We start from the raw sequence: 20,044 nt of genomic DNA, 5'->3' as shown, positions 1-20,044 counted from the left end.
CTGAAAAATAGCAACACGTCGCAACAGTCACGAATACAAAAAAGCGACCCCCATTCATTATTGGCGTCGCTCAAAGATTGTTATTAGTGAAAGTCACCGGGCATAAAACTCTCGATAACTGCAGTTGTATTAAAGGTTTCGAAACTATGAAAACTGGCCTCATCAATTTCAGCATAGCGAATTGCAATTTGTGGCCGCTTTTCAAGGTCAAACATATCCACGTAATTAAATTCAATATACTTTTTATGTTCACTGTGAATAAAGCCAGCGTAACTATCACCGTGCTTCTTAATTCGTCCAGATAATTGGATGACTTGATCATGATGGAACGCTTGCATTAACAACGTCTTTAACAACGAATGCTTAGTTTTATGTTGCTTCTTCAATAATTTATTCATCAAGCGTTCGGTATTCCAAATATCATAGTAACCACGTTGTTTAGCTAACGTAATAATGGTCGCCATGCTCTTCAAATAATCCGTGTCACTAATCACGCGGGCTAACGATGCCTTACGAAAAACGACTAACCCATCAAGCTCACCATCAACGTTAACGGCCTTAACCAGCACAAACTTTTCATCCTGCTGAATGACGTAACCGACACTGAACTGTTCATTGGTTCCCTTTGAATAAATCTCAACCAGGTGTTTATTTTTAATCGCCTTAGCTAAATCGTCGCGAATCGCACTCATGCGTGTTCCCCCATTCGGTAATTTGTAACCAATAATTGCTCTCATATTATCATATTTTCAATTACCATGATACCACTTGTAAAAGCCGGAATTCAAACCTGGACTTTTGTTTTTATGATAAATATAGTGCTATAAAACAAATTTGTTAATCACTTCCGCCAACGCATCATGATTATTATCGCCAACCGTCACGTACTTTGCCGCTGCTTTGACGGCATCGATACCATTAGCAACACTCACTGGTAGCCCGACCGCGTTCAGCATTGGTAAATCATTACTATTGTCGCCCGCTGCAATAATCTCATCCGCACTAATTCCCAGCAGTTGGCCCAATTGAACCGCGGCGCTCCCCTTATCGACTCCAGCTGGATTGAACTCCACGTACCGATCAGATGAGTAAGTTACGGCCAGTTTACTAGGATCGACGATGGCTTCAACATCCGCCCGCATTTGTTTGCGGTCCGCCATCGTTGGCAATGCCATAATAATCTTCATCACATTCAGGTCCTTGAATTGGTCAAAGTCAGGCGTTGTCATCGTTGTAAACGTAACGCCACGGTTTTGAAGATAATCCGAATCCGTTGAAATCGGATTATAGATATATAACGCGTCTTGCGTATACACATGCGTAGCCGCCTGCTTGTTTGCAATGCCGGCTGCAAAAACCCCCTTCGCAACGTCATGAGGCATCGCATTGACCGCAATCGGTCGGTTATCTTTATTTTCTAAAATCAAGCCACCATTATAAGAAATCGAATATTGGTGCGGTTGATCACGCAAGCCCATCGTCTCTAAATCATTTTGAAACGACGTGTAACTGCGGCCAGAGTTCGGCACGAAGTAAACGCCCTTAGCAGCGGCGGCTTGAATCGCCGCCGTGTTTTTTTCTGACAACGTACCATCGTCATTCATTAAGGTTTCATCTAAGTCACAAACAATCATTTTATACATATTAAGGTTCCCTCTCATCCGCTTGACCTACTAGAACTTGGTCAGTTTAGGTTTACTATTCCACTCTAGCGAAAGATGTTCGGAAATGCAACCGCTTTATTATAAACGTTATTTTCCACGGTTTTGTCTTCACTACCATTATAAAATAATAGGGGCATAGGAGTCCCACTTCGGGTAACTTCTATGCCCCTAAGCATAGTGTTTTTTCAATCTTTAGTTGAACATTAGTTAAAGCGTGGTAGTAACAACATCAATTTATGGTTTAGAAGGTCCAGTTGGTATTTATCATTGACGTATACAATCATGGAAAAGCCGTGTAACAGTTTCATCATGATCGTTGTCCATTTTCTTCACAAGCATTATGCGCCATTAACTACGAGTATTGTAGCGTTGTAATAAAAGCTGACATTATCTTTTATTACTACAGGATATTACTGCCACAACCTGTAACTCAATTATAACTGCAAAAAACTAGCAATTTGCGTTAAGGCAACCTCGGTTTCGGGCATATCGAATAGGACAAATACATGAAACAGGTCTCGCCACGCCTTAAACGTGACCGGAACATGTGCATCTTCACATAACTTATTTAGAATTACCGCGTCATCGTACTTCACTTCCTCAGTTCCACAATTGATCATAATCGGTGGAAAATTCATATAGTCGCCGTAAATTGGAGAAACTAAGGGTGAAGTACTTTCAGGGTGATCAAAATACGGTACCGGTTTCCCCGCTCCTAACAACATTGGATCGCGCTCCTGATTTAAGAATTCGGAAGCCAATAAGTTTAGTTGCGTAATGACTGGTGAAAATACCACTATTCTAGCTGGCAGTTTCTTTTGTTGATCCCGCAACGCCAGTGTTAGCGTTAGCGCTAAGCTTGCACCGGCAGATTCGCCAAACAGGACCACGTTTTGATATCGTTCTTGTAAATATTGATACGCCCGTTCCACATCATGTTGTGCGGCGGGGTGCTTAGCTTCCGGATATTGCCGGTAATCCACTGAAAAAGTATCGTACCCACTCTTCAATCCTAAGTTAATCGCCAGCTCACGCCGAGATTTAACCGTTCCGGTAGCGTACGCACCACCGTGCAAAAACATTAAAACCGTTTCAGGGTGTTGATTTTGATTCAATAAATAAAATTCACCGTTAACTTTATCAGTTTTAACAATCTTTAAAGTTACACTATCCGGTAGCGTGTATGAATTGCCATTATCCGCGCCAATCCGCGCCTGTTTAATGTTTTCTGCCGTTAATGGTGCTGCTTGTTGTAGTTTAATCGTCTGTGCAATGGCGATAGCTGCATGGGCTTCTTTACTTAACATAGTTCATATCTCCTAAATTGCTTTTTGTTTAAATGGTGCGGATTGCGTGTATGCCAGTTTACCGTAGTTTACCCCGATTAAACTAGCCAAGATGGTTAGTACAAGAAAAATAACTGCCCCAACCATGAAAGTAAAGCTAGGCGTTTGATTACCAAATAGCTGACTAATCATCTGAGCAACGTATGGTGAGACCAACGTACCTACGTTAGCACAAGTAATAGCAACTGACGTTGAAAAGGGAACTTGTTGGGCGGAAGTTAAATAACTCACAGAAGTTACCATTGAGGCCATAAAAACAGCCACGGCGATACCAACAAAGATAACCCCGATTCCACTTAAGATTAGTGAATGTGAAACGGTTAAAATAAAAAATGCAATTGTTGCAAACCCTAGTGCAATCGCCATCGAATAGGCTTTCCAGTGTTTCTGAATATACATGAAGATAAATCCACCCGCAGCCATTGCAAAGGACATCATTCCCAACAAGGTACTTGCGTCCATCACTGTTCCGTAATGTCTGGAAACAACTAGAGTCGCAAATTTAATTGTAATAAACGCAAAGGTCACGTTGAACAGAAAAGCAAATGCAGCCAGTCCCCAAATTTTACCATCGACGTGTTTACTGTTAATGTTACTCTGAGTTGTTGCAGCAGGGTTAGATTCGACTTTACCGACACCTTTGGGAATAAACCAAGCAACCATTAAGGCAATTGGTAGCGCAATTAAATAGACCCAGTAAGCCGTTTGCCAATTAAAATTCATTAAAACTCCGGCAAAATAGGTGATTACAAACATCCCTAAGCCTTGAAAAACACTGGAAAGTCCCATCATGTGTTGCTGCTCTTCCCCGTCGTACAAGAAAATAATTAAGGATTGTGCAAACGATGCTAATAGGCCAGTACCGATACCAATTCCAATTCTGGAAGCAAAAATCAAACTAAAGTTCGTAGTTAACGCTGGTGTGATTCCTGAAATCAAAATCACCACTAACCCAGTCAGAATAGTGTTTTTTACGCCAAATCGATCAGCAAAGAAATTACTAAGTGGTGTAAAGATGATGATTCCTAATGATGGTACAGTCATCAAAAGTTCAATTAACGTGGGGTTAATATTTGAAAAACTTCGGATCATCATTGGAATTGTGGCAGCGGTGGCTCCCGCACTTACGGTAAAAATCGATAGTAATAATAATGAAAGTCGCATGAATGTTTTACGCATGATGCTGTTCCTCCTCTTGGACGTGCCGACTAGCGGCATTCGTAAACACTTGGTTAATAGTTTGAATATCTTGCTGATTAAATGGCTTAAACCCGATACCGCGCATTTCTGAGCTTAATTGTAACAATGAATATTTCTCAAATTTCTCCATGTTTCCTGGTAAGGCTAAGAAACTCCAGAATGGCACCAGCTTACTAAGTTGACGTGTTAAGTCAGCATCCTGACAATATTTTTCTAGCTGAGTATGAACGCTAAACTGAGCTAAAAATGGGGTTGCTGGCACGTAGGTAAACACGTACTCGCCCGCTGCGAGTAAATCCCCGTTTCGATATTTTTGACCATTAATTAAATACTCAGTTGCTCGGGGTAACTGTAACCGGGCCTGGATTCCAAACGGGATCGTCGTGTGAATCTCAACCTTACTACCCGCTGAATTTAATAATTGCCAATCAACCTTGACTACACCATTATTAATCTCAGTTTGCCCATTAACATGTCTGAATTCTGGCGTAATTCCCGGATTGATAGTCAATACTCTTCCTGCATCAGACTGTTGAATCCCAACTAAGTATTCATAGGCCCACTGCATAACAGCCCCCGCAGAATAGTGATTGAGTGAGTTCATACCATTATCATTAATTGTGCCATCTGGTTCAACAGAGTCCCAGCGTTCCCAAATCGTAGTAGCACCGTGAGCAACTTCGTATAACCAGCCTGGAAACCCCTGATTTAAGAAAAGTGCCACCGCCACCCCATGCGCCTGATTACTAGAAAGCGCCGGTAATAACTGGGGCGTACCCACGAAACCAGTCGTTAAATGGTTCTGATTTTTTTCAATGGTCTGAATCAACTGGGCCGTCATTTTTTTTGTTTGATTTTCCGGAAATAGCCCTAAATTTAAGCAGAGTGCAAGCGCCGTTTGGGTATCCGTAATAAATCGACCTGTTTTAGTGAAAAATTCATTTAAGAATGCTTGTTTAACGTTGTCGGCCATGTTTTGGTAATAGTCCTGTTCCGGTTGCTTTCCTAGGACTGTCGCTGCTTTAGCCACAATACTAGCCGAATAGTAATAGTAAGCACTTGCTATCAGATCATCAGGAGTACGTCCCTTTAAATGCATGATATCATCTGTATCTAACGCCAACCAATCTCCTAACTGATCATCACCTAGCCATAAGAACGGGTGTCCTTTACTAGTTGCCCGGTCATGGATCCAATCAACCCAAGACGCCATTGCACCAAATCGCTGGGTTAAAATAATGGCATCTCCCGTTCGCTCATACATAGTCCATGGAATAATGGTCGTGGCGTCACTCCAAACGGCCTTACCGCCGTCATCCTGGCCAACGGCGGGTGCGTATAGTGTGACCTTACCCTGGTGAAGACTTTGTTCAACGGCCATGTCAAAACTATACTTTGTAAAAAACTGGTAAGTATCCATGTTGTAACTGGCAGTTTTCGCAAAAATCTGAGCATCACCTGTCCAACCTAACCGTTCGTCACGTTGTGGACAATCAGTTGGCACATCCATAAAGTTGCTCTTTTGTCCCCACTGAACATTTTTGAAAAAGCGATTAACTAACGGTTGATCCGTTTCTATTGCGCCAATCGTTCGCATGTCAGAGTACAGCGCAATTCCTTGAAAGTCATCCGGATCAACTTCACTAAAGTTAACTAATCGTGCATAACGAAATCCAAAGTAAGTAAAATGAGGTCGGACTGTGTTCCCCTTACCGTCACTGACGTACGTAAAGGTTGCCCGGGCAGAACGCAAGTTTTCACGGTAAAACTCACTATTTTGCATGATCTCGCCAAATTCAATTTGAATCTTAGTCCCCTTAACCAACCGATCTTTAAAAATGACCCACCCCGCAAAATTTTGTCCAAAATCTAGCACTGTATCACCATGATTGGTTCGAATTACCTTTTTAACGGCCAACCGTTCATGTGTCGTAATAGGTAAACTCAAGCGGTCAACTACATACTTGCTAGGTTGCTCGAAGGTTGTAACTGGGACCTTGGTATCCGTCTGAGTTACATCGTAATCTTCACCATAATAAAGTCCGGAGTGGGTTACCGGTGATAAGCGTGCTACCCAAGTATGGTCAGTGATGACGCGGTGGGCAATACCGTCAATTCCTTGATAATCCAGTTCGGCATTTGTCATCAATGCATTTCCGTAATTAGCGGCTATACCGCCCCGTTCGTTCAGCCCGAGTTTGCCACGATACCAACCGTCCGCTAACCGGACCACTAATTCGTGCTGTCCCGCCGTCGCCAAACTGGCTGAAACGTCATGGGTTGCCAATTGAGTATAATAACTGTAATTTGTAAACCCTGGCGCTAAGTACTCAGAACCCACCTTCATGCCGTCCAAATACACTTCATATAATCCCAAACCGGTTACATATAGCCGGGCTTGTTGAACACCTTGTGGAACATTGAATTGTTTCACCAATTCAATACCGTGTAAATCTGAGTGGCTGGTACCAATCCATTCGCCGGCAAGTTGTTGGGTCATTAACCCCGTTTCAAACCAGGTCTCAACTTGCCACTGATGATCAGCACCGTCTTTTAACCGCATGGTAACCACGTAACGTGTTTTGGGAGTCAATTTCAAATCAGTTAACTGAAAGCATAAATCTGTGGCGCGCTGCCACCCACTCTGATAGATAATATTAGTAAATTGTTTTATTTCTAAGTCTTTTTGTAAATCGTCATAATTTGAACCGCTTACAAATCCCTGTATTAATAATTCAGGAAATTGATAGCCCATTGGTTCTACCATATGGTTAATTTCAATACGCTCAAATTTCAAAATGGACACCTCGTTTATCAATTCCTTAGTAACCGTTTACAATTAGTATTATGCTATAATCGATTTAAATATTTTAGCTATAAATGCTATTTTTTATTAAATTATGGATTAAGGTGATTTTATGAATATTCCCGTTACCCAGCTATTAACACTTTTCCACCAAGGTACGAATTACGCAACCTACACATTCAACCAACACTATGACTTATTGACTAGTTATACGAGCCCGGTAACACCGACCTTTAATACAAAATGGCTCAATAAATTAGTTACCCCAAATGAATCATCCAAAAATATTAGCTTAGCCTTTTTAAATCAAGTTGGCTTAATTGCAACATTCCCATACCAAAATGATTTAATTGCGATATGGAATCACAACGTTTCGGTTCAAGGCAACGAAAATTATTCTGACGAAATGCCCCTCAGTAGCTTGACTCAGTTTAAAGCTAATCTTCAGTCACTGTTTATTGAGTTGAATCAAGTTCTGCCCAAATTTTCAAGTGCACAACTAGCCGCAGTTGACGAAGCCTTGACCCGCATTACCCACAAGCCCCGTGATTTTATGGCTACCGAACCACATGCTTACTATCAAGGCTACCTTACCGAACAACAGATGCTATTGGGCGTCGAACATGGTAATTTAACGGAATTTAACCGTTACTATGTTCCTTTCATGGCAGCCGGCAACTTTGGCCGTTTAGCCAGTTATGATCTCCGGAGCAAAAAAAATATTACCATCGCCGCGACGACCCTGTTCACCCGAGCCGCAATTCGTGGGGGCGTATTTGCTGAAGTAGCTTATGGGCTCAGTGATCAGTGTATCCAAACGGCTGAACGTCAAACCGATATTACGAACGTTTACGAATACACTCGCGAAATTGGAGAACTGTTCTTAAAAAATGTTGCCCGGGTCAAACGGCAGAATATTCCTTCAATTATCTACTTAGCTCAAGAATACATTTATGATCATGTTCTTACAGTGAAAAATGTTTCCACGGTTTCCGAACACGTTCATGCCAGCGATTCTTACTTGATGCACCTTTTTAAAGAGACTACTGGAACCCCACTAATGCAGTTTATTATCACTCAAAAAATCGAGTATGCAAAGTTGCAATTGATCTTTACCACTAAGTCAATTGGCGAGGTGGCTGATGAATTAAGCTTTGCTAATCAGGGAGAGCTCACCCGAGCGTTTAAAAAGCAAACCGGACAAACTCCACTCAAGTTTCGCCAACAACAACAAATCGTCTAATTAGCCAAATAGAGTTTAAAATAGAACTTAATTATATTTTCATGATCTTTAGATTGATTTTTTTCAGCTATGAGAACAGTACACAAGCTAAAAAGCCGTGATTATTCCAAAAATTAAGAATAATCACGGTCTTTACGTTAGTGCTCTCAGATTGAGCACTTTTCAATCAATTATTATTTACATCATTCACATTATTCAATGGCCTGATCAAGACGTTTGTTCTGGGACAAATTAATCACAATTAGAACGAATAAAATCAGAATTGCGTTGATCAGAAGACTAGCATTGGTACCATTCGTTTTCAGTAAAACGCAGAAAAACGAAGCGCCAAACGAAGCCAAGTTTGAACTAGTCATTAAAACCATCGTAATCGTATTAGCTTTATCCTTAGTCACTAGCGTCGTAGCGGTATTAAAAATTTCAGGCACGTAAAGGCCAAAACTCCCACCAATTAAAAATGATACAAGCATGATCATTAGCTTAGTTTGCCCCCATAATAGTCCCGAAAATCCCACCAACATTGTCAACATGCTAAGCGCTAGTATGAATCGGGGTAACCGAACCTTTAATCGACCAAAACTCACCCCTGCTAAAATTGTTCCCAGGGAAAATAAGCTTAGAGCCACCGCACCTGTGCTTGCAGTCCCGATATGGCGCGTCAAGATCAAACTCGGAATGGTCAAATTTGCTACCATGTATAACGTCATTAATAGAAACAGCGTGATGACGTAGTACCACAAGGCCGGGCGTGATGACGTTCGCTCAAGCTGAGTAGTTCGGAGCATCTTTGGAAACTGTACATTCGGAACGTTCTTAAAATACGACCACGCAATTGGTAAACTAATCAGGTAGATTAAAAAAGCGTAGCGCGAACCCAATAGCAACAATCCGGAAACTGCCAATGAAGCCAGCATCGCACCGAGCCCCTGAGTTGCGTTTTGAAATCCCATCAAACGCCGACGTTGTTCGCCATAATACTGAATACTAATCAAACTAACCGCTAGAGAGTTATAACAACCTAAACCCACACCTAGGAGTAACCGTGCCCCCAGTAATACCGTTAAATTAGGTGCGATAAACGCTAGCACGGACGCGAGACTCGTGATCAGTAATCCTCCTATCACGACACTTTTAGTTCCTAGCCAGGCGACCAACCGGCCACTTAGGATAACCATAATTGTCATTGCAAACAATGGCATGGTCACAATTAAGTTACTCATCGTGGGGTCAACATTACCAATTTGAGCGACGGCACTAGCAACTACCCCCGTTGTCATAGGTAATAGGGAAATTGCTAATAGGGAAAACACACGACGTTTTGCCTTTACCTCACTGTTATTCATAGAACACGCCCGTTTGTTTGAATCACCCGCTGATACCAATAAAAAGAGTCCTTCCGTAATCGTTTTAACGAACCATGACCTGAATCATCCTGGTCAACGTAAATCATGCCGTACCGCTTTGACATCTGCCCAGTTCCAGCTGAAATTAGATCAATACACCCCCATGGCGTATAACCCATAACGTTTACCCCATCAACATCAACTGCCAATTTTAGTTGTTCAACGTGTGCGCGTAAATAACCGATGCGGTAGGTGTCATGAATCTTTCCGTCATTCGTAACCTTGTCTACTGCTCCTAGTCCATTTTCAACAATCATCAGTGGGAGATGATAACGGTCGTTTAACCAGTTTAAGGCATACCGTAAACCCTTCGGATCAATTGTCCAACCCCAATCACTAGCTTTTAGCGTTGGGTTCGCAACAGTTGTTGCTTCACCGATGAACTTGTAAGTTGGATTGTTGGCGCTAGCTTGCACGGTAAAAGAATTGTAATAACTTAACCCAACGTAGTCAACGATGCCTGCACGAAGGGCTGCTAAATCATGGGAAGTAATGTCTAAGTTAAAACCGGAGCGTTCAAAATAGCGCATCACGTAACTTGGATACTGCCCATTAGCTTGAACATCAGTGTACCAATACCTAGTTTGCATCGCTTTCTGGGCCATCAGCATATCATCTGGATCAGCCGTTAAAGGGTAAATTGGGGTCATATTGATCATATTACCGATTTTAAATTTAGGATTAATGGCATGCCCCATTTTTACAGCAAGCGCGCTTGCTACCAATTCATAATGAGCAGCCTGGTACATCAGTTGCTCAGCAGCGGGGTCATCTTTAGTCAACTTCAAACCAGAATTAGTCACCATGAAGAAGGCTTTAGTATAATCGGTTTGGTTATTAATTTCGTTAAAAGTCATCCAATACTTAACCTTTTCACGGTAGCGTTTAAAAACCGTCTCCGCATACTTCAAAAAGAAATCAATTAGCTTACGATTCCGCCATCCCCCATACGCTGTCACTAAATGATAAGGCATTTCAAAATGGGATAGGGTAATCATGGGCTCAATACTGTACCGACGACATTCATCAAATAAATCGTCATAAAACTTCAATCCAGTTTCATTAGCCTGTAATTCATCCCCGTTTGGAAAAATTCGGGTCCAAGCGATGGAGATTCGAAACGTCTTAAACCCCATTTCCGCCATTAACTTAATATCCTCAGGATAACGATGATAAAAATCAATTCCCTGATGATTAGGATAGTACACTTCTGGGATTACCCCGTCAGTAATACGCCGTTCATGACCATTTTGGGCTGTAGTCATAATATCCGCCACGCTCACACCTTTACCATCAACATTCCAAGCACCTTCTAATTGATGAGCAGCAACCGCTCCACCCCACAAGAAATTTTTATCCATTTTTACTCAACTCCGTTTCTTGAATTAACTGGTATAACGCGCCGTAACTATTGGCCAGATTGTGAAACTGACTCGTGACCACTTCCGGCCGTTGCAACGTTGAACTAATCATAGAATTATTGGCTCGCAGCCGGTCAAGTTGTCGGTTAATATTTTCAACAACACTCGCTTGCGCGGAAATGCCACCACCAACCACGTAACGTTCGACATCGATCACACTCTGAATATTTTGAATGAGTGTGGCAATCTGATAACAGTAGTGGTCAAAAATAGTCGTGGCAACCCGGTTACCGGCCTTAATGGCGTCAAAAACTGCAACACCATCGGTTAACGTTGGTAATCCTAGCTTTTGTGAAATCTCTTTAATTATTCGTACTGCAGATCCTTGGGCCCCAAACATTTCTAACGGCGTAAATTTTTGCCCAGCTTTCATGAAACTTAACTCACCCGCTTGATCATGACTGCCGCGAATCAAATGGTGGTTTAAAACAATTCCGCCACCAACCGCGGTACCTAGAACCAGAACGACGCCATTATTAACCGCTCTCAAATTTCCCTGCCATAATTCTGCTAGTGTGGCAGCTTTCCCATCGTTTTCAACCACAATTGGGACTGTCGTATCCAAATAATCACTTAATCGAACGCGATTAAGAATTGGGAGCATGCCGCCAAACTCAATCATTTCATCGGGATGGTGAACCTTGCCTGGAACACTAATGGCAATTCCACTAATTTGACCAGCGTATTGGGTAATAATCACCTGTAATTCCTGAACAAACTGTGACAAAGAATCTTTCTGAGTTGGCTGTTTTGCCTTTAGAATCAATTTACCTGACCGATCAATGATGGCATACTTTAAATCCGTACCACCAATATCAAAAACTAAATATTGTTGCATAGTATCACCTCAAGTTCTGTTAAGACTATTATGCTAAAATTACAATTGATTTTTAATGTAATTACGTTTATTTTTATTAAATCATGCTGTATCTCAATGCTTTTAAAAACATCGGCAGGTTATAAAGAAAAAAGTGTGTCCATTACCTTTTTTGATCGTCAACGCACGCCTTTTCAAAGACAAAATTAAATAGAAATCAGAAACTAGTCGTCTTGTTTAAACTGCTTGAAATAATGGTTATCCTGTTAGCTATGCCGACCAATAATGAGTTAAAATTAAAAATAGCAGCTCTCACTATGTGAATCATGAGAATGCTTGCTTATTCAAAGCTAAATTTTTTGCAATCTTATCCGAACTTGTAAATATAAACGAATTATCTAAATTAAATTACTGAGTCTAAACACAACAAAACCCGCCAAAGGTCAAGTTTGACAGGTCTTGTTGAATAAAAATCAATGACTTTTAATAAACTGGACGCGTTTCACCCCAAGTATCCGCATCTGCAACCTCAACACTATCATTTTTCAGATAATCGGAATCGGCAATAATCTTAACAATCACGTCGGCCATGCTTGGACGCGAACCTGCCCCTAAAAAACGGTTCATCTTTATAAGTAATCGAATACTTAACTTCGTCACGGTCGTTTAGCCATGGAAAACGTAGTGTCGTATAGTCTAAAACAGACTCAGACAATAATTTATCCGTGCTGGTTGAAACTTGTAAATCACTCTTGACCATGCTGTAGTTCCAACGACCACTTATATTAAATTGTCTTTATGACTTTATTCAAAAATGCAGAACTATCATCTTTAGTTTGATGTACTGTTCCAAAATGTAGTCTTGTGATATTTTCTTTCTTCATTCCAATATTAGGTAGTATTTGGTCAATAAACGTCGTTGATAATGAATTGATATTATTCTTTTCAAAATAGTTTTCCGTCTGACCAGCAGTCGTAACAATTGTTGCCTTTTTTTATATCAGTAAGTTTTTCAAACATCATTCCATCACTATCAGTTTCGTAAATAACTTGTGGAATCATTACCTTATCAAAAAAACTGTGAGAATTGCAGGCATACCATCAATTTGGAAAAATCATGATCAAATCATCCGTCTGTTTAAGCATTGATCGGTATTTTTTTATAGATCATCTGCGTTACCGTGAAAATACTTGTATAGCCCATTCGATGTAAGTACTGGGTTGAATTTGTCAGCATGCAAATTAATTAATTGGTATTCAACATTATTATCTGTGAATTTTTTTGTAATGCCTTCCAAAATTGAGTGGTTTAGACTTCCGTCATAAGGATGTGCGTAAATATATAGTTTTCATTTTAATCTCTCCTTGATTTAAACATGAAATAAGTATAGGACTGCTTTGTTTACAAGTTTTACAATAACGCACCTAAAGGAGTCTAATGCAATGATAAAAGACGATTTACTAGAAGAAGTTTTTAATATAGATTTATCCGAGACCGGATTTGGATACACACTCAACAAAATTGGAGGAAAATATAAGATTAGTATTTTAAACGTTATTGCATTAAAAAAGGCTCCAATGAGATATAACGAATTAAAGAGAACTCTTGATTCCATCCCGTCAAAATTCCTTGCTAATTCTCTTAATGATTTCACAATGGACGGATTAATTAATAGAAAACAATATCTGGAGATTCCTCCTCGTGTTGAATATGATTTAACTGTACTAGGTAAAAATTTGGTTCATTTTTAAATTGATGTACTTGTTACTAACAATCCCATATAAAACACAAATTTACAAATACAGTTTAGGAAAATTCAGTTTTTACATTTCAAATAATTATTTTTAATATGCAAAATTGCTAACAAACCATCAATTCACCGATTAACGACCACCAAGCGCACACCCAGTTACATGTTTATCGCGACATTCACCTTATTATCAGGCACGTTTTTATAGGCTTCTTAACCCATCGCACTTACTTCATGGCGTTTTAATCATCAGCCAGTTAACTTTGAGATTATCAAAATCAAATTTCAAATCATAACATTATGTACCCGTGAAACCATCGTGTTAAAATCAAGCTAAATTTGACGGTCTCCTAACGATAGACAACAGCATTCAAAAAGCCAGTTCCAGCTAATCCTAACGTCTCCAAAGTTGTTCAGTGTAACTACGCCTTTGTGAAATATCAAGGCTAGGTCACCTAACAACAATCAACAAGCTAAAGAAAGGAAATATGCAATCGCCATAAATGTAGAAATTAGTCATGACTGACGATATTTCTTCATATTTTGCATCGCAATCCAGATGAAATCAAACAGCGAAGACTTACTACGCGAAATATACAACTTAATTATCAACCCGGCGACGCGGGACTGGGAACGCCACTTATTAGTCCAAGCCAAGGACAATCGGCAGCAACTGTCACCGACTGGCCAATTAAAACAACTGGAAGCTGATTTGCGGCCATTAGCTATCCGCAACAACTTAACTCCGGATGTCATGGACTTTTATCTCGCAATCACCGGCCAGGCGCCCACTCCGATGCAAACAAAAGTGACAACACCCCAACCGACAGTGGAATCACCTCATGAAGAACGGGCTGTCTTTGCTGGCGGGTGTTTTTGGTGCATGGTCGAGCCCTTTGATCAGCGTCCCGGAATTAACGCCGTCATTTCTGGTTACACGGGTGGTTCATGGGAACAACCTACTTATGAGCAAGTTAGCGGACAGTATACTGGGCACGTTGAAGCCGTTGAAATTAAGTATGATGCCCGTGAAATCTCATACCAGGAACTGGTCGATATTTATTGGCAATTGATCGACCCCACTGACCGCTTTGGCCAAATTAACGATCGTGGCAGCCAGTATCGACCAGTTATCTTCTATGCCAATCAAAGTCAATTAGCCATTGCCCAAGCATCCAAACAAGCCATTATTGACGCGCAACGTTATCAAAAACCAATTGTCGTGGCCATTGAACCACTACAGCAATTTTGGCCCGCAGAAAATTACCATCAAGACTTTTACCGTAAGCAACCACGACGCTATCAGCGGCTGAAAAAAGCGCATGACCGCTATCTACATTGGTTGAAGTTTACTAATAGATTTTAAAGTGGCCTCTCGCGATGCGCCCGCCCATCTATTCAGCTAAATCAAACTAACAAACTGTAATTTAAAGATGTATGCCAGTCTAAAGTGACCGCTCTGAGCGAGAATTCCTAAATCAGAACGGTCACTTTAATAATATATTACCTTGCACAGGTGTCCCATTTCTCAAAACATCATCAAACTTATGTTAAAGCATCACGACGTGTTTACCATTAAATCAACCGTTGCTGTGCCACCGCGAATTCACAGAACATCATGCTGCCCCACATTATTTGAAGTTCCATGGCTAGCGAACCATAGACCGTTTGCAACATTTCTAGTAGCGCCCCACCTGTTCCCACGGAATATCAACCTCAATAGGAGTCACATTTACTTCCTTAACCAGCACGTACTTCGTATAACTACCATCGATTGAATGCCCAATTTCGTCATCATTATACCTATTTAAGGTAACCTGTCTATGACTGGACAGTGAACTCAACCAACTGCTATTCCGTAAAAAAACGTCAAGGCAACATCGAGTTGCTCCTTAAGAATCCGTTATCTAACGATCCGTGCGCTTTACTCATTACGCTTCTGACGAACAATCTAATTGCATCGTTGCATAACATTCTTCGTTAACAGCACTTGGTACATTGACCATTATGTGAAGGTCACAGTTGATCCACAGTTGGATAAGTTTCCGGCCAATGTTACCGCCGATTTTCCTAATGTCCTAAAAAGAGGATTTGATATCGATTTGAAAGACGACTCAGTTTATAATTAAATTATGGCTTAATTTTTTGGAGATGGTAACCCATGCAAAGATTTCTCACTAACTCATTGACCGTAAGCTTGCTATTATTAATTGCGTTTAGAATTGTCCTACTGGTTTTCTGGGGTTCCAATCGAGATGGTAATTTTTTAATATTAGTTATACTACCTTTCCTTATATTTCTGATACTTACTTATCTTGGTAAAACGTTGTATAGCAAATTCAAAACGACCCATTAATAACTATTTTTCTTGCCAATTTAATCAACTGCTTCTCTCAAAAAATGAGGCAAAGCGTCGAGTCGTTTATCATCATTAACGTAAAAGCGGTGGTCGTTCTCAAAATTAGAATGGCCACCACTTTTAGTTGAACGAAACAAACAAACTCTTGAAAATCACATCTCATTATTCAGTCCATAACGTCTAAATAAGGTCGTGCTTTCAAATATCAGCGTGATAGTCTTCAATCTTAACGACCAGTTCGTTCAGTCATAGTGACGAGTTCACTAGCAATTCGTTTGCTTTTGACTAAATCACCTTTCCAATAACTAACTTCGGTACAGTCACTAACAACTGTTTTTAGGCATGAAGATATCAACATATCGCACATGTTATCAGTTTTGAAAATTTAGTTTCACAAGATTTAAATTAGTCTGAATCAAGAAGGGCGACCAATTCGTTGGTCGCCCTTCTTGATAATTTCCAATATTAAACTGACACAAGTCTAACTAGTATTAATCCGGCCTATGTTCTAATTCCTGAGCAACTCGCAATTCATCAATCATATACCACATTTCTTGGATGCTTCCCTGATCATTAAATTTAAAACACCAATCTCATCCCATTCAATCCACCTATTAGTTGCTAGCATTTTAGTAAAGATCCACTATGCAGCATATTATAATGAAAATGAGCAATGACTTGATTGCTTTTTTCACGATGGATTTTACTGAGACTTTCCGATCACTCAATGCTACATGCAAAATGTCTTAGCCATCGTGCACCCAGTCTATGAAATTACCATCTTGTGAAATAGCAGCACCAGTCGCCTGGTACGAATTGAAGCAACCTTGGCTCGATGAGCAACCACTATTGGCAGTACGGGACTGCAAGAAGTTAACCACCAGAGTGGCCTTGTTGAATTAAGTATTGCTGCGAATCTGCAGGAAATGCAATTCATCTTAGAAACGGGCTATCCAAGTCAAATATATTCAATGTTTAGAATGGTAACATTTTGTCCCGAAATAATTTATCTGAATTTGTAGAACTTTACGACCACCGACAAATTAAAACGTCTATTCTACAATCATACATTAACGGAAAAATAGGACGATATGTTGCCGTCTTACGGCACGCATTGTTCTATTTTTCCGTAGCTCGGCATAACATTTCCAATTAGCGTGAATCACCGTTGGACGTTTCAATATGGTATATTGTTACTGCCTACATCTAGTGCCATAACCCTATATATTTAATACATTATTGTGTTAACTCAGCACCATCAATTAGAAAGCATATATCATTAAAAATAACGAGGTTCTCACCATGCAACCAATTCAGTTAAGCAACATCTTTAAACAACAAGCACACCAAACGATTTTAAAAGATTTCACGCTCACCATTCCAGCGCAAAGTAACATCGGCATTCAGATGAGCCACGTTGAGGCAACAACCCTATTCAACCTATTACGCCAAACGACGCCCCAAACTAGTGGCGTCATGACTGGCCTCACTCCCGCACGTATCCAAGCCATCTTTCATGATGACGGCTTTTATCCGCAATTAACAGTCTCGACTTATTTGAAGAACTTTCAACGCATCAGCACCTTTGAGACGGATCTGGATGACATTTTGCAGTATTTCGCACTCAAAGACGTCGCCCATACTAAGATCAAGCACTTATCCTTTGATCAACAACAACGTCTGGCCTTACTGCGGGCGTTCATCCTACAACCGGACTTGTTACTAATTGAAAGTCCCCTGACCAACTTGACCAACGCTGGCATTGAGCTGTACTTAGCAGCCTTAACCTATACTCGCGAACACGGCGTCACCGTACTGCTGACCTCCTACTCATTAGAAGAACTTGTCCTAACCAGTACGACTATCTTCCGCTATCGACCAAACCAGGGCCTCGAGTTGACTGATTTGGCGACCGAAAGCAGTTCCGATTCCGCACACACTTCAGAAGATACACCTAGACCAATTTTTAAAATTGCAAGTAAGGTTGAAGATAAAACAGTCTTTTTCAGCCCCAACGAGATCGATTTTATTGAAAGTGTCAACGGGGTCAGTCAACTGAACGTCAGTGGCGAACAATTCACGTCATCGCAAACAATGAGCGAATTAGAACAACAATTGACGACGCTCGGCTTCTTCCGCTGTCATCGTTCTTACTTGGTTAATTTACAACAAATCGTGGAACTAATCAGTTACTCCCGAAATAGTTACACGTTAATCTTGAAAAACAAAAGTAAACTGCCCCTCTCTCGCGGTAAACTCACTGATTTAAAAGCTTTGATCAATTTTTAGGACACCATTTAGCCTAAATAATGCACCATTCGGCCCCAATATGCCCCATTACACCTTGATTTAATCACATTCGACGATTGTTCCAGTAAACTAGATTTTGTAGAAGCCACTACGCTTCCAAATCAAATTTAAAGGAGTCAGCGAGCAACGATGACAGTAAAAAATGCAATTGAAGTGATTAACATTGCCAAATCATTTCAAAATACGACCGCGCTGGACCAAGTTAGTTTTACCGTCCAGCCAGGTGAAATTTTTGGCTTTTTAGGTCCCTCGGGATCGGGAAAAACAACCACCATTAAAATTCTAACCGGACAATTATTACCAACGAACGGTGAAGCCTATGTCCTGGGTCAGTCTGTCCAAGCATACGACGAACACCGCTATGAAAAAATCGGCATCGTCACGCATCAAAGTGGGCTTTACGACAAATTATCGGTATACCAAAACCTACTATTCTTCGCGAAAATGTTTGGTGTCCCGGTTGCACGTGTTGATAAGTTGCTTGAACGAGTTGGTCTCAGTCAACATAAGAAAAAACTCGCTGGTAAGTTATCTCAAGGTATGCGTCAACGGCTAGTTCTGGCCCGAGCAATTCTTCACCAACCGCAAGTCTTGTTCCTCGACGAGCCAACCAGTGGTTTAGATCCCCGCACGACCCAAGCAATTCACGCACTGATTAGGGAATTACGCGACCAGGGTACAGCGATTCTGCTAACGACTCATGATATGCTAGAAGCCACTCGTCTCTGCAATCGTGTCGCCTTACTCAACGCTGGCCGCATCGCAGAATGTGCAGCCCCACAAGCATTGCAATTAAAATATAATCGCGACCAGCAGTATCGCGTCCACATTGCATCGGCAGCGCAAGATTTGTTACTCCCAGCATCTCCTGAGACGACCTATCAGATTAATCAGTGGATGCTTTCTGGGCAGCTTGAGACGATTCACTCGTGCGAGCCGACCCTTGAAGATGTCTTTTTAACCGTAACTGGAAGGAGCCTAAAATGAGTTTATCAGTAACCAAAATAAAAGCCTTATTCGGTCTTAAATTAAGACTGATCATTTCAAATATGAGTCTAATGACTGCCCCAATCATGGCCATATTGTATGTTATTTTCATGAAGAGTATTATGCAAAGTAAAGCACCATCCCACGTCGCCCTGATTTCCCTGTTGTTGGGGATGGGCTTAAGCTTCAATATCGTTATGGGTGGCATCATGATGACGAGCTACCCCTTAGCCGAGGAAAAAGAGCACCATACGTTACGTGTCCTAATGACCTCCTCCATTACCGGACCCGAATTTTTCATCGGTAGTTTATTGCCACCACTAGCTATTATGACCGTAACCAATTTGATACTGGTCCCCCTAAGCGGCGCCAGTTGGTCGCAAATTCACTTAGGAAACTTTTTACTGATTACCATTATCACTAGTTTAACGAGTCTCGTGCTCGGATACATTATTGGTCTGATCGCTAATAGTCAAACTCAAGCAGGCGTCTACAGTATTCCAATGATGTTGATTTTAAGCCTGACACCGAATTTCGAACAGTTCAATACCACCCTTAAATCCTTTAGCAGTTATCTGTATAGTAGCACGCTTAATCACTATATTACCGCCTCGTATACCACTGGTGGCTTTTCATGGACACTTCACGAAGCCCTCACGCAACTCGGATGGCTCGTGATTGCCTGTGGCATCTTCTTCTATGCCTACCGTCGTCACGGTCTTGATAATGATTAAGTT

General features: G+C 40.9%; 17 protein-coding genes. 6 read left to right on the top strand and 11 right to left on the bottom strand.

Annotated elements, in window-relative coordinates:
• Positions 1-83 precede the first annotated feature (83 nt).
• The 5 genes from RXV91_RS07465 to RXV91_RS07445 form a co-directional block, all read right to left on the bottom strand.
• Positions 84-737, bottom strand: coding sequence for a hypothetical protein (locus RXV91_RS07465; protein ID WP_261977584.1), 654 nt, complete (start codon positions 735-737; stop codon positions 84-86).
• Between the two features lie 84 nt (positions 738-821).
• Complete coding sequence (locus RXV91_RS07460) at positions 822-1,643, bottom strand: HAD family hydrolase (RefSeq protein ID WP_316439362.1); 822 nt, start codon at positions 1,641-1,643, stop codon at positions 822-824.
• 455 nt (positions 1,644-2,098) lie between these two features.
• Positions 2,099-2,971 (bottom strand): alpha/beta hydrolase, encoded by an 873-nt coding sequence (locus tag RXV91_RS07455; protein WP_316439361.1) that lies wholly within the window; start codon positions 2,969-2,971, stop codon positions 2,099-2,101.
• A 12-nt stretch (positions 2,972-2,983) separates the two neighbouring features.
• Positions 2,984-4,189 carry an MFS transporter gene (locus RXV91_RS07450; RefSeq protein WP_316439360.1) on the bottom strand — a complete coding sequence of 402 codons (1,206 nt, stop codon included), beginning with the start codon at positions 4,187-4,189 and terminating at the stop codon, positions 2,984-2,986.
• The gene (locus tag RXV91_RS07445; protein WP_316439359.1) at positions 4,182-6,977 is read right to left on the bottom strand and encodes a family 78 glycoside hydrolase catalytic domain; all 2,796 of its coding nucleotides are present in this window, start codon (positions 6,975-6,977) and stop codon (positions 4,182-4,184) included. Before RXV91_RS07445 ends, RXV91_RS07450 begins: the two co-directional genes overlap by 8 nt.
• A gap of 151 nt (positions 6,978-7,128) precedes the next feature.
• On the opposite strand from RXV91_RS07445, the gene RXV91_RS07440 reads away from it, so the two are divergent.
• Complete coding sequence (locus RXV91_RS07440) at positions 7,129-8,259, top strand: helix-turn-helix transcriptional regulator (RefSeq protein WP_316439358.1); 1,131 nt, start codon at positions 7,129-7,131, stop codon at positions 8,257-8,259.
• Positions 8,260-8,450: 191 nt separating this feature from the next.
• Here RXV91_RS07440 and RXV91_RS07435 read toward each other — a convergent pair whose 3' ends face one another.
• The 5 genes from RXV91_RS07435 to RXV91_RS07415 form a co-directional block, all read right to left on the bottom strand.
• The gene (locus RXV91_RS07435; protein WP_316439357.1) at positions 8,451-9,536 is read right to left on the bottom strand and encodes an MFS transporter; all 1,086 of its coding nucleotides are present in this window, start codon (positions 9,534-9,536) and stop codon (positions 8,451-8,453) included.
• Positions 9,537-9,598: 62 nt separating this feature from the next.
• A complete protein-coding gene (locus RXV91_RS07430) occupies positions 9,599-11,023 on the bottom strand; it encodes a 6-phospho-beta-glucosidase (RefSeq protein WP_316439356.1) in 1,425 nt (474 codons plus the stop codon).
• Positions 11,016-11,921: an ROK family protein gene (locus RXV91_RS07425; protein WP_316439355.1), complete on the bottom strand. Its 906-nt coding sequence runs from the start codon at positions 11,919-11,921 to the stop codon at positions 11,016-11,018. The genes RXV91_RS07430 and RXV91_RS07425 overlap by 8 nt, the downstream gene beginning before the upstream one ends.
• Positions 11,922-12,383: 462 nt before the next feature.
• On the bottom strand, positions 12,384-12,527 hold the full coding sequence (locus RXV91_RS07420; protein ID WP_316439533.1) for a hypothetical protein: 144 nt from the start codon (positions 12,525-12,527) through the stop codon (positions 12,384-12,386).
• Entirely contained in the window at positions 12,472-12,660 is a 189-nt protein-coding gene (locus tag RXV91_RS07415; protein WP_316439354.1) for an NAD(P)H-binding protein, read from the bottom strand. The genes RXV91_RS07420 and RXV91_RS07415 overlap by 56 nt, the downstream gene beginning before the upstream one ends.
• Before the next feature lie 683 nt (positions 12,661-13,343).
• Between RXV91_RS07415 and RXV91_RS07410 the strand changes: the two genes are divergently transcribed.
• A complete protein-coding gene (locus tag RXV91_RS07410) occupies positions 13,344-13,652 on the top strand; it encodes a helix-turn-helix domain-containing protein (RefSeq protein ID WP_316439353.1) in 309 nt (102 codons plus the stop codon).
• A 558-nt stretch (positions 13,653-14,210) separates the two neighbouring features.
• Positions 14,211-15,017, top strand: coding sequence for a peptide-methionine (S)-S-oxide reductase MsrA (gene msrA, locus RXV91_RS07405; protein WP_316439352.1), 807 nt, complete (start codon positions 14,211-14,213; stop codon positions 15,015-15,017).
• Between the two features lie 209 nt (positions 15,018-15,226).
• On the opposite strand, the gene RXV91_RS07400 is transcribed toward msrA, so the two are convergent.
• Positions 15,227-15,355, bottom strand: coding sequence for a hypothetical protein (locus RXV91_RS07400; protein ID WP_316439351.1), 129 nt, complete (start codon positions 15,353-15,355; stop codon positions 15,227-15,229).
• A 1,957-nt stretch (positions 15,356-17,312) separates the two neighbouring features.
• On the opposite strand from RXV91_RS07400, the gene RXV91_RS07395 reads away from it, so the two are divergent.
• From RXV91_RS07395 to RXV91_RS07385, 3 genes are all read left to right on the top strand, one after another.
• Positions 17,313-18,299: a LytTR family transcriptional regulator DNA-binding domain-containing protein gene (locus tag RXV91_RS07395; protein ID WP_316439350.1), complete on the top strand. Its 987-nt coding sequence runs from the start codon at positions 17,313-17,315 to the stop codon at positions 18,297-18,299.
• A gap of 150 nt (positions 18,300-18,449) precedes the next feature.
• On the top strand, positions 18,450-19,307 hold the full coding sequence (locus RXV91_RS07390; protein WP_316439349.1) for an ABC transporter ATP-binding protein: 858 nt from the start codon (positions 18,450-18,452) through the stop codon (positions 19,305-19,307).
• On the top strand, positions 19,304-20,041 hold the full coding sequence (locus RXV91_RS07385; protein ID WP_316439348.1) for an ABC transporter permease subunit: 738 nt from the start codon (positions 19,304-19,306) through the stop codon (positions 20,039-20,041). The genes RXV91_RS07390 and RXV91_RS07385 overlap by 4 nt, the downstream gene beginning before the upstream one ends.
• Positions 20,042-20,044 lie beyond the last annotated feature (3 nt).

This window comes from Lactiplantibacillus sp. DA1, assembly GCF_032681335.1.
GTDB lineage: Bacteria > Bacillota > Bacilli > Lactobacillales > Lactobacillaceae > Lactiplantibacillus.
Note: the sequence above shows the minus strand (reverse complement) of the source record. Positions and strands in the feature narration are given on the sequence as shown.

Excerpts from the sequence above, each read along its gene's own strand:
- RXV91_RS07395 (WP_316439350.1), top strand. The coding sequence starts at position 17,313 with ATGCAACCAATTCAGTTAAGCAACATCTTTAAACAACAAGCACACCAA.
- RXV91_RS07440 (WP_316439358.1), top strand. The coding sequence starts at position 7,129 with ATGAATATTCCCGTTACCCAGCTATTAACACTTTTCCACCAAGGTACG.
- RXV91_RS07460 (WP_316439362.1), bottom strand. The coding sequence starts at position 1,643 with ATGTATAAAATGATTGTTTGTGACTTAGATGAAACCTTAATGAATGAC.
- RXV91_RS07385 (WP_316439348.1), top strand. The coding sequence starts at position 19,304 with ATGAGTTTATCAGTAACCAAAATAAAAGCCTTATTCGGTCTTAAATTA.
- RXV91_RS07425 (WP_316439355.1), bottom strand. The coding sequence starts at position 11,921 with ATGCAACAATATTTAGTTTTTGATATTGGTGGTACGGATTTAAAGTAT.
- RXV91_RS07450 (WP_316439360.1), bottom strand. The coding sequence starts at position 4,189 with ATGCGTAAAACATTCATGCGACTTTCATTATTATTACTATCGATTTTT.
- RXV91_RS07420 (WP_316439533.1), bottom strand. The coding sequence starts at position 12,527 with ATGAACCGTTTTTTAGGGGCAGGTTCGCGTCCAAGCATGGCCGACGTG.
- RXV91_RS07465 (WP_261977584.1), bottom strand. The coding sequence starts at position 737 with ATGAGAGCAATTATTGGTTACAAATTACCGAATGGGGGAACACGCATG.
- RXV91_RS07390 (WP_316439349.1), top strand. The coding sequence starts at position 18,450 with ATGACAGTAAAAAATGCAATTGAAGTGATTAACATTGCCAAATCATTT.
- RXV91_RS07435 (WP_316439357.1), bottom strand. The coding sequence starts at position 9,536 with ATGACAACGGGGGTAGTTGCTAGTGCCGTCGCTCAAATTGGTAATGTT.
- RXV91_RS07430 (WP_316439356.1), bottom strand. The coding sequence starts at position 11,023 with ATGGATAAAAATTTCTTGTGGGGTGGAGCGGTTGCTGCTCATCAATTA.
- RXV91_RS07410 (WP_316439353.1), top strand. The coding sequence starts at position 13,344 with ATGATAAAAGACGATTTACTAGAAGAAGTTTTTAATATAGATTTATCC.
- RXV91_RS07445 (WP_316439359.1), bottom strand. The coding sequence starts at position 6,977 with ATGGTAGAACCAATGGGCTATCAATTTCCTGAATTATTAATACAGGGA.
- msrA (WP_316439352.1), top strand. The coding sequence starts at position 14,211 with ATGAAATCAAACAGCGAAGACTTACTACGCGAAATATACAACTTAATT.
- RXV91_RS07415 (WP_316439354.1), bottom strand. The coding sequence starts at position 12,660 with ATGGTCAAGAGTGATTTACAAGTTTCAACCAGCACGGATAAATTATTG.
- RXV91_RS07455 (WP_316439361.1), bottom strand. The coding sequence starts at position 2,971 with ATGTTAAGTAAAGAAGCCCATGCAGCTATCGCCATTGCACAGACGATT.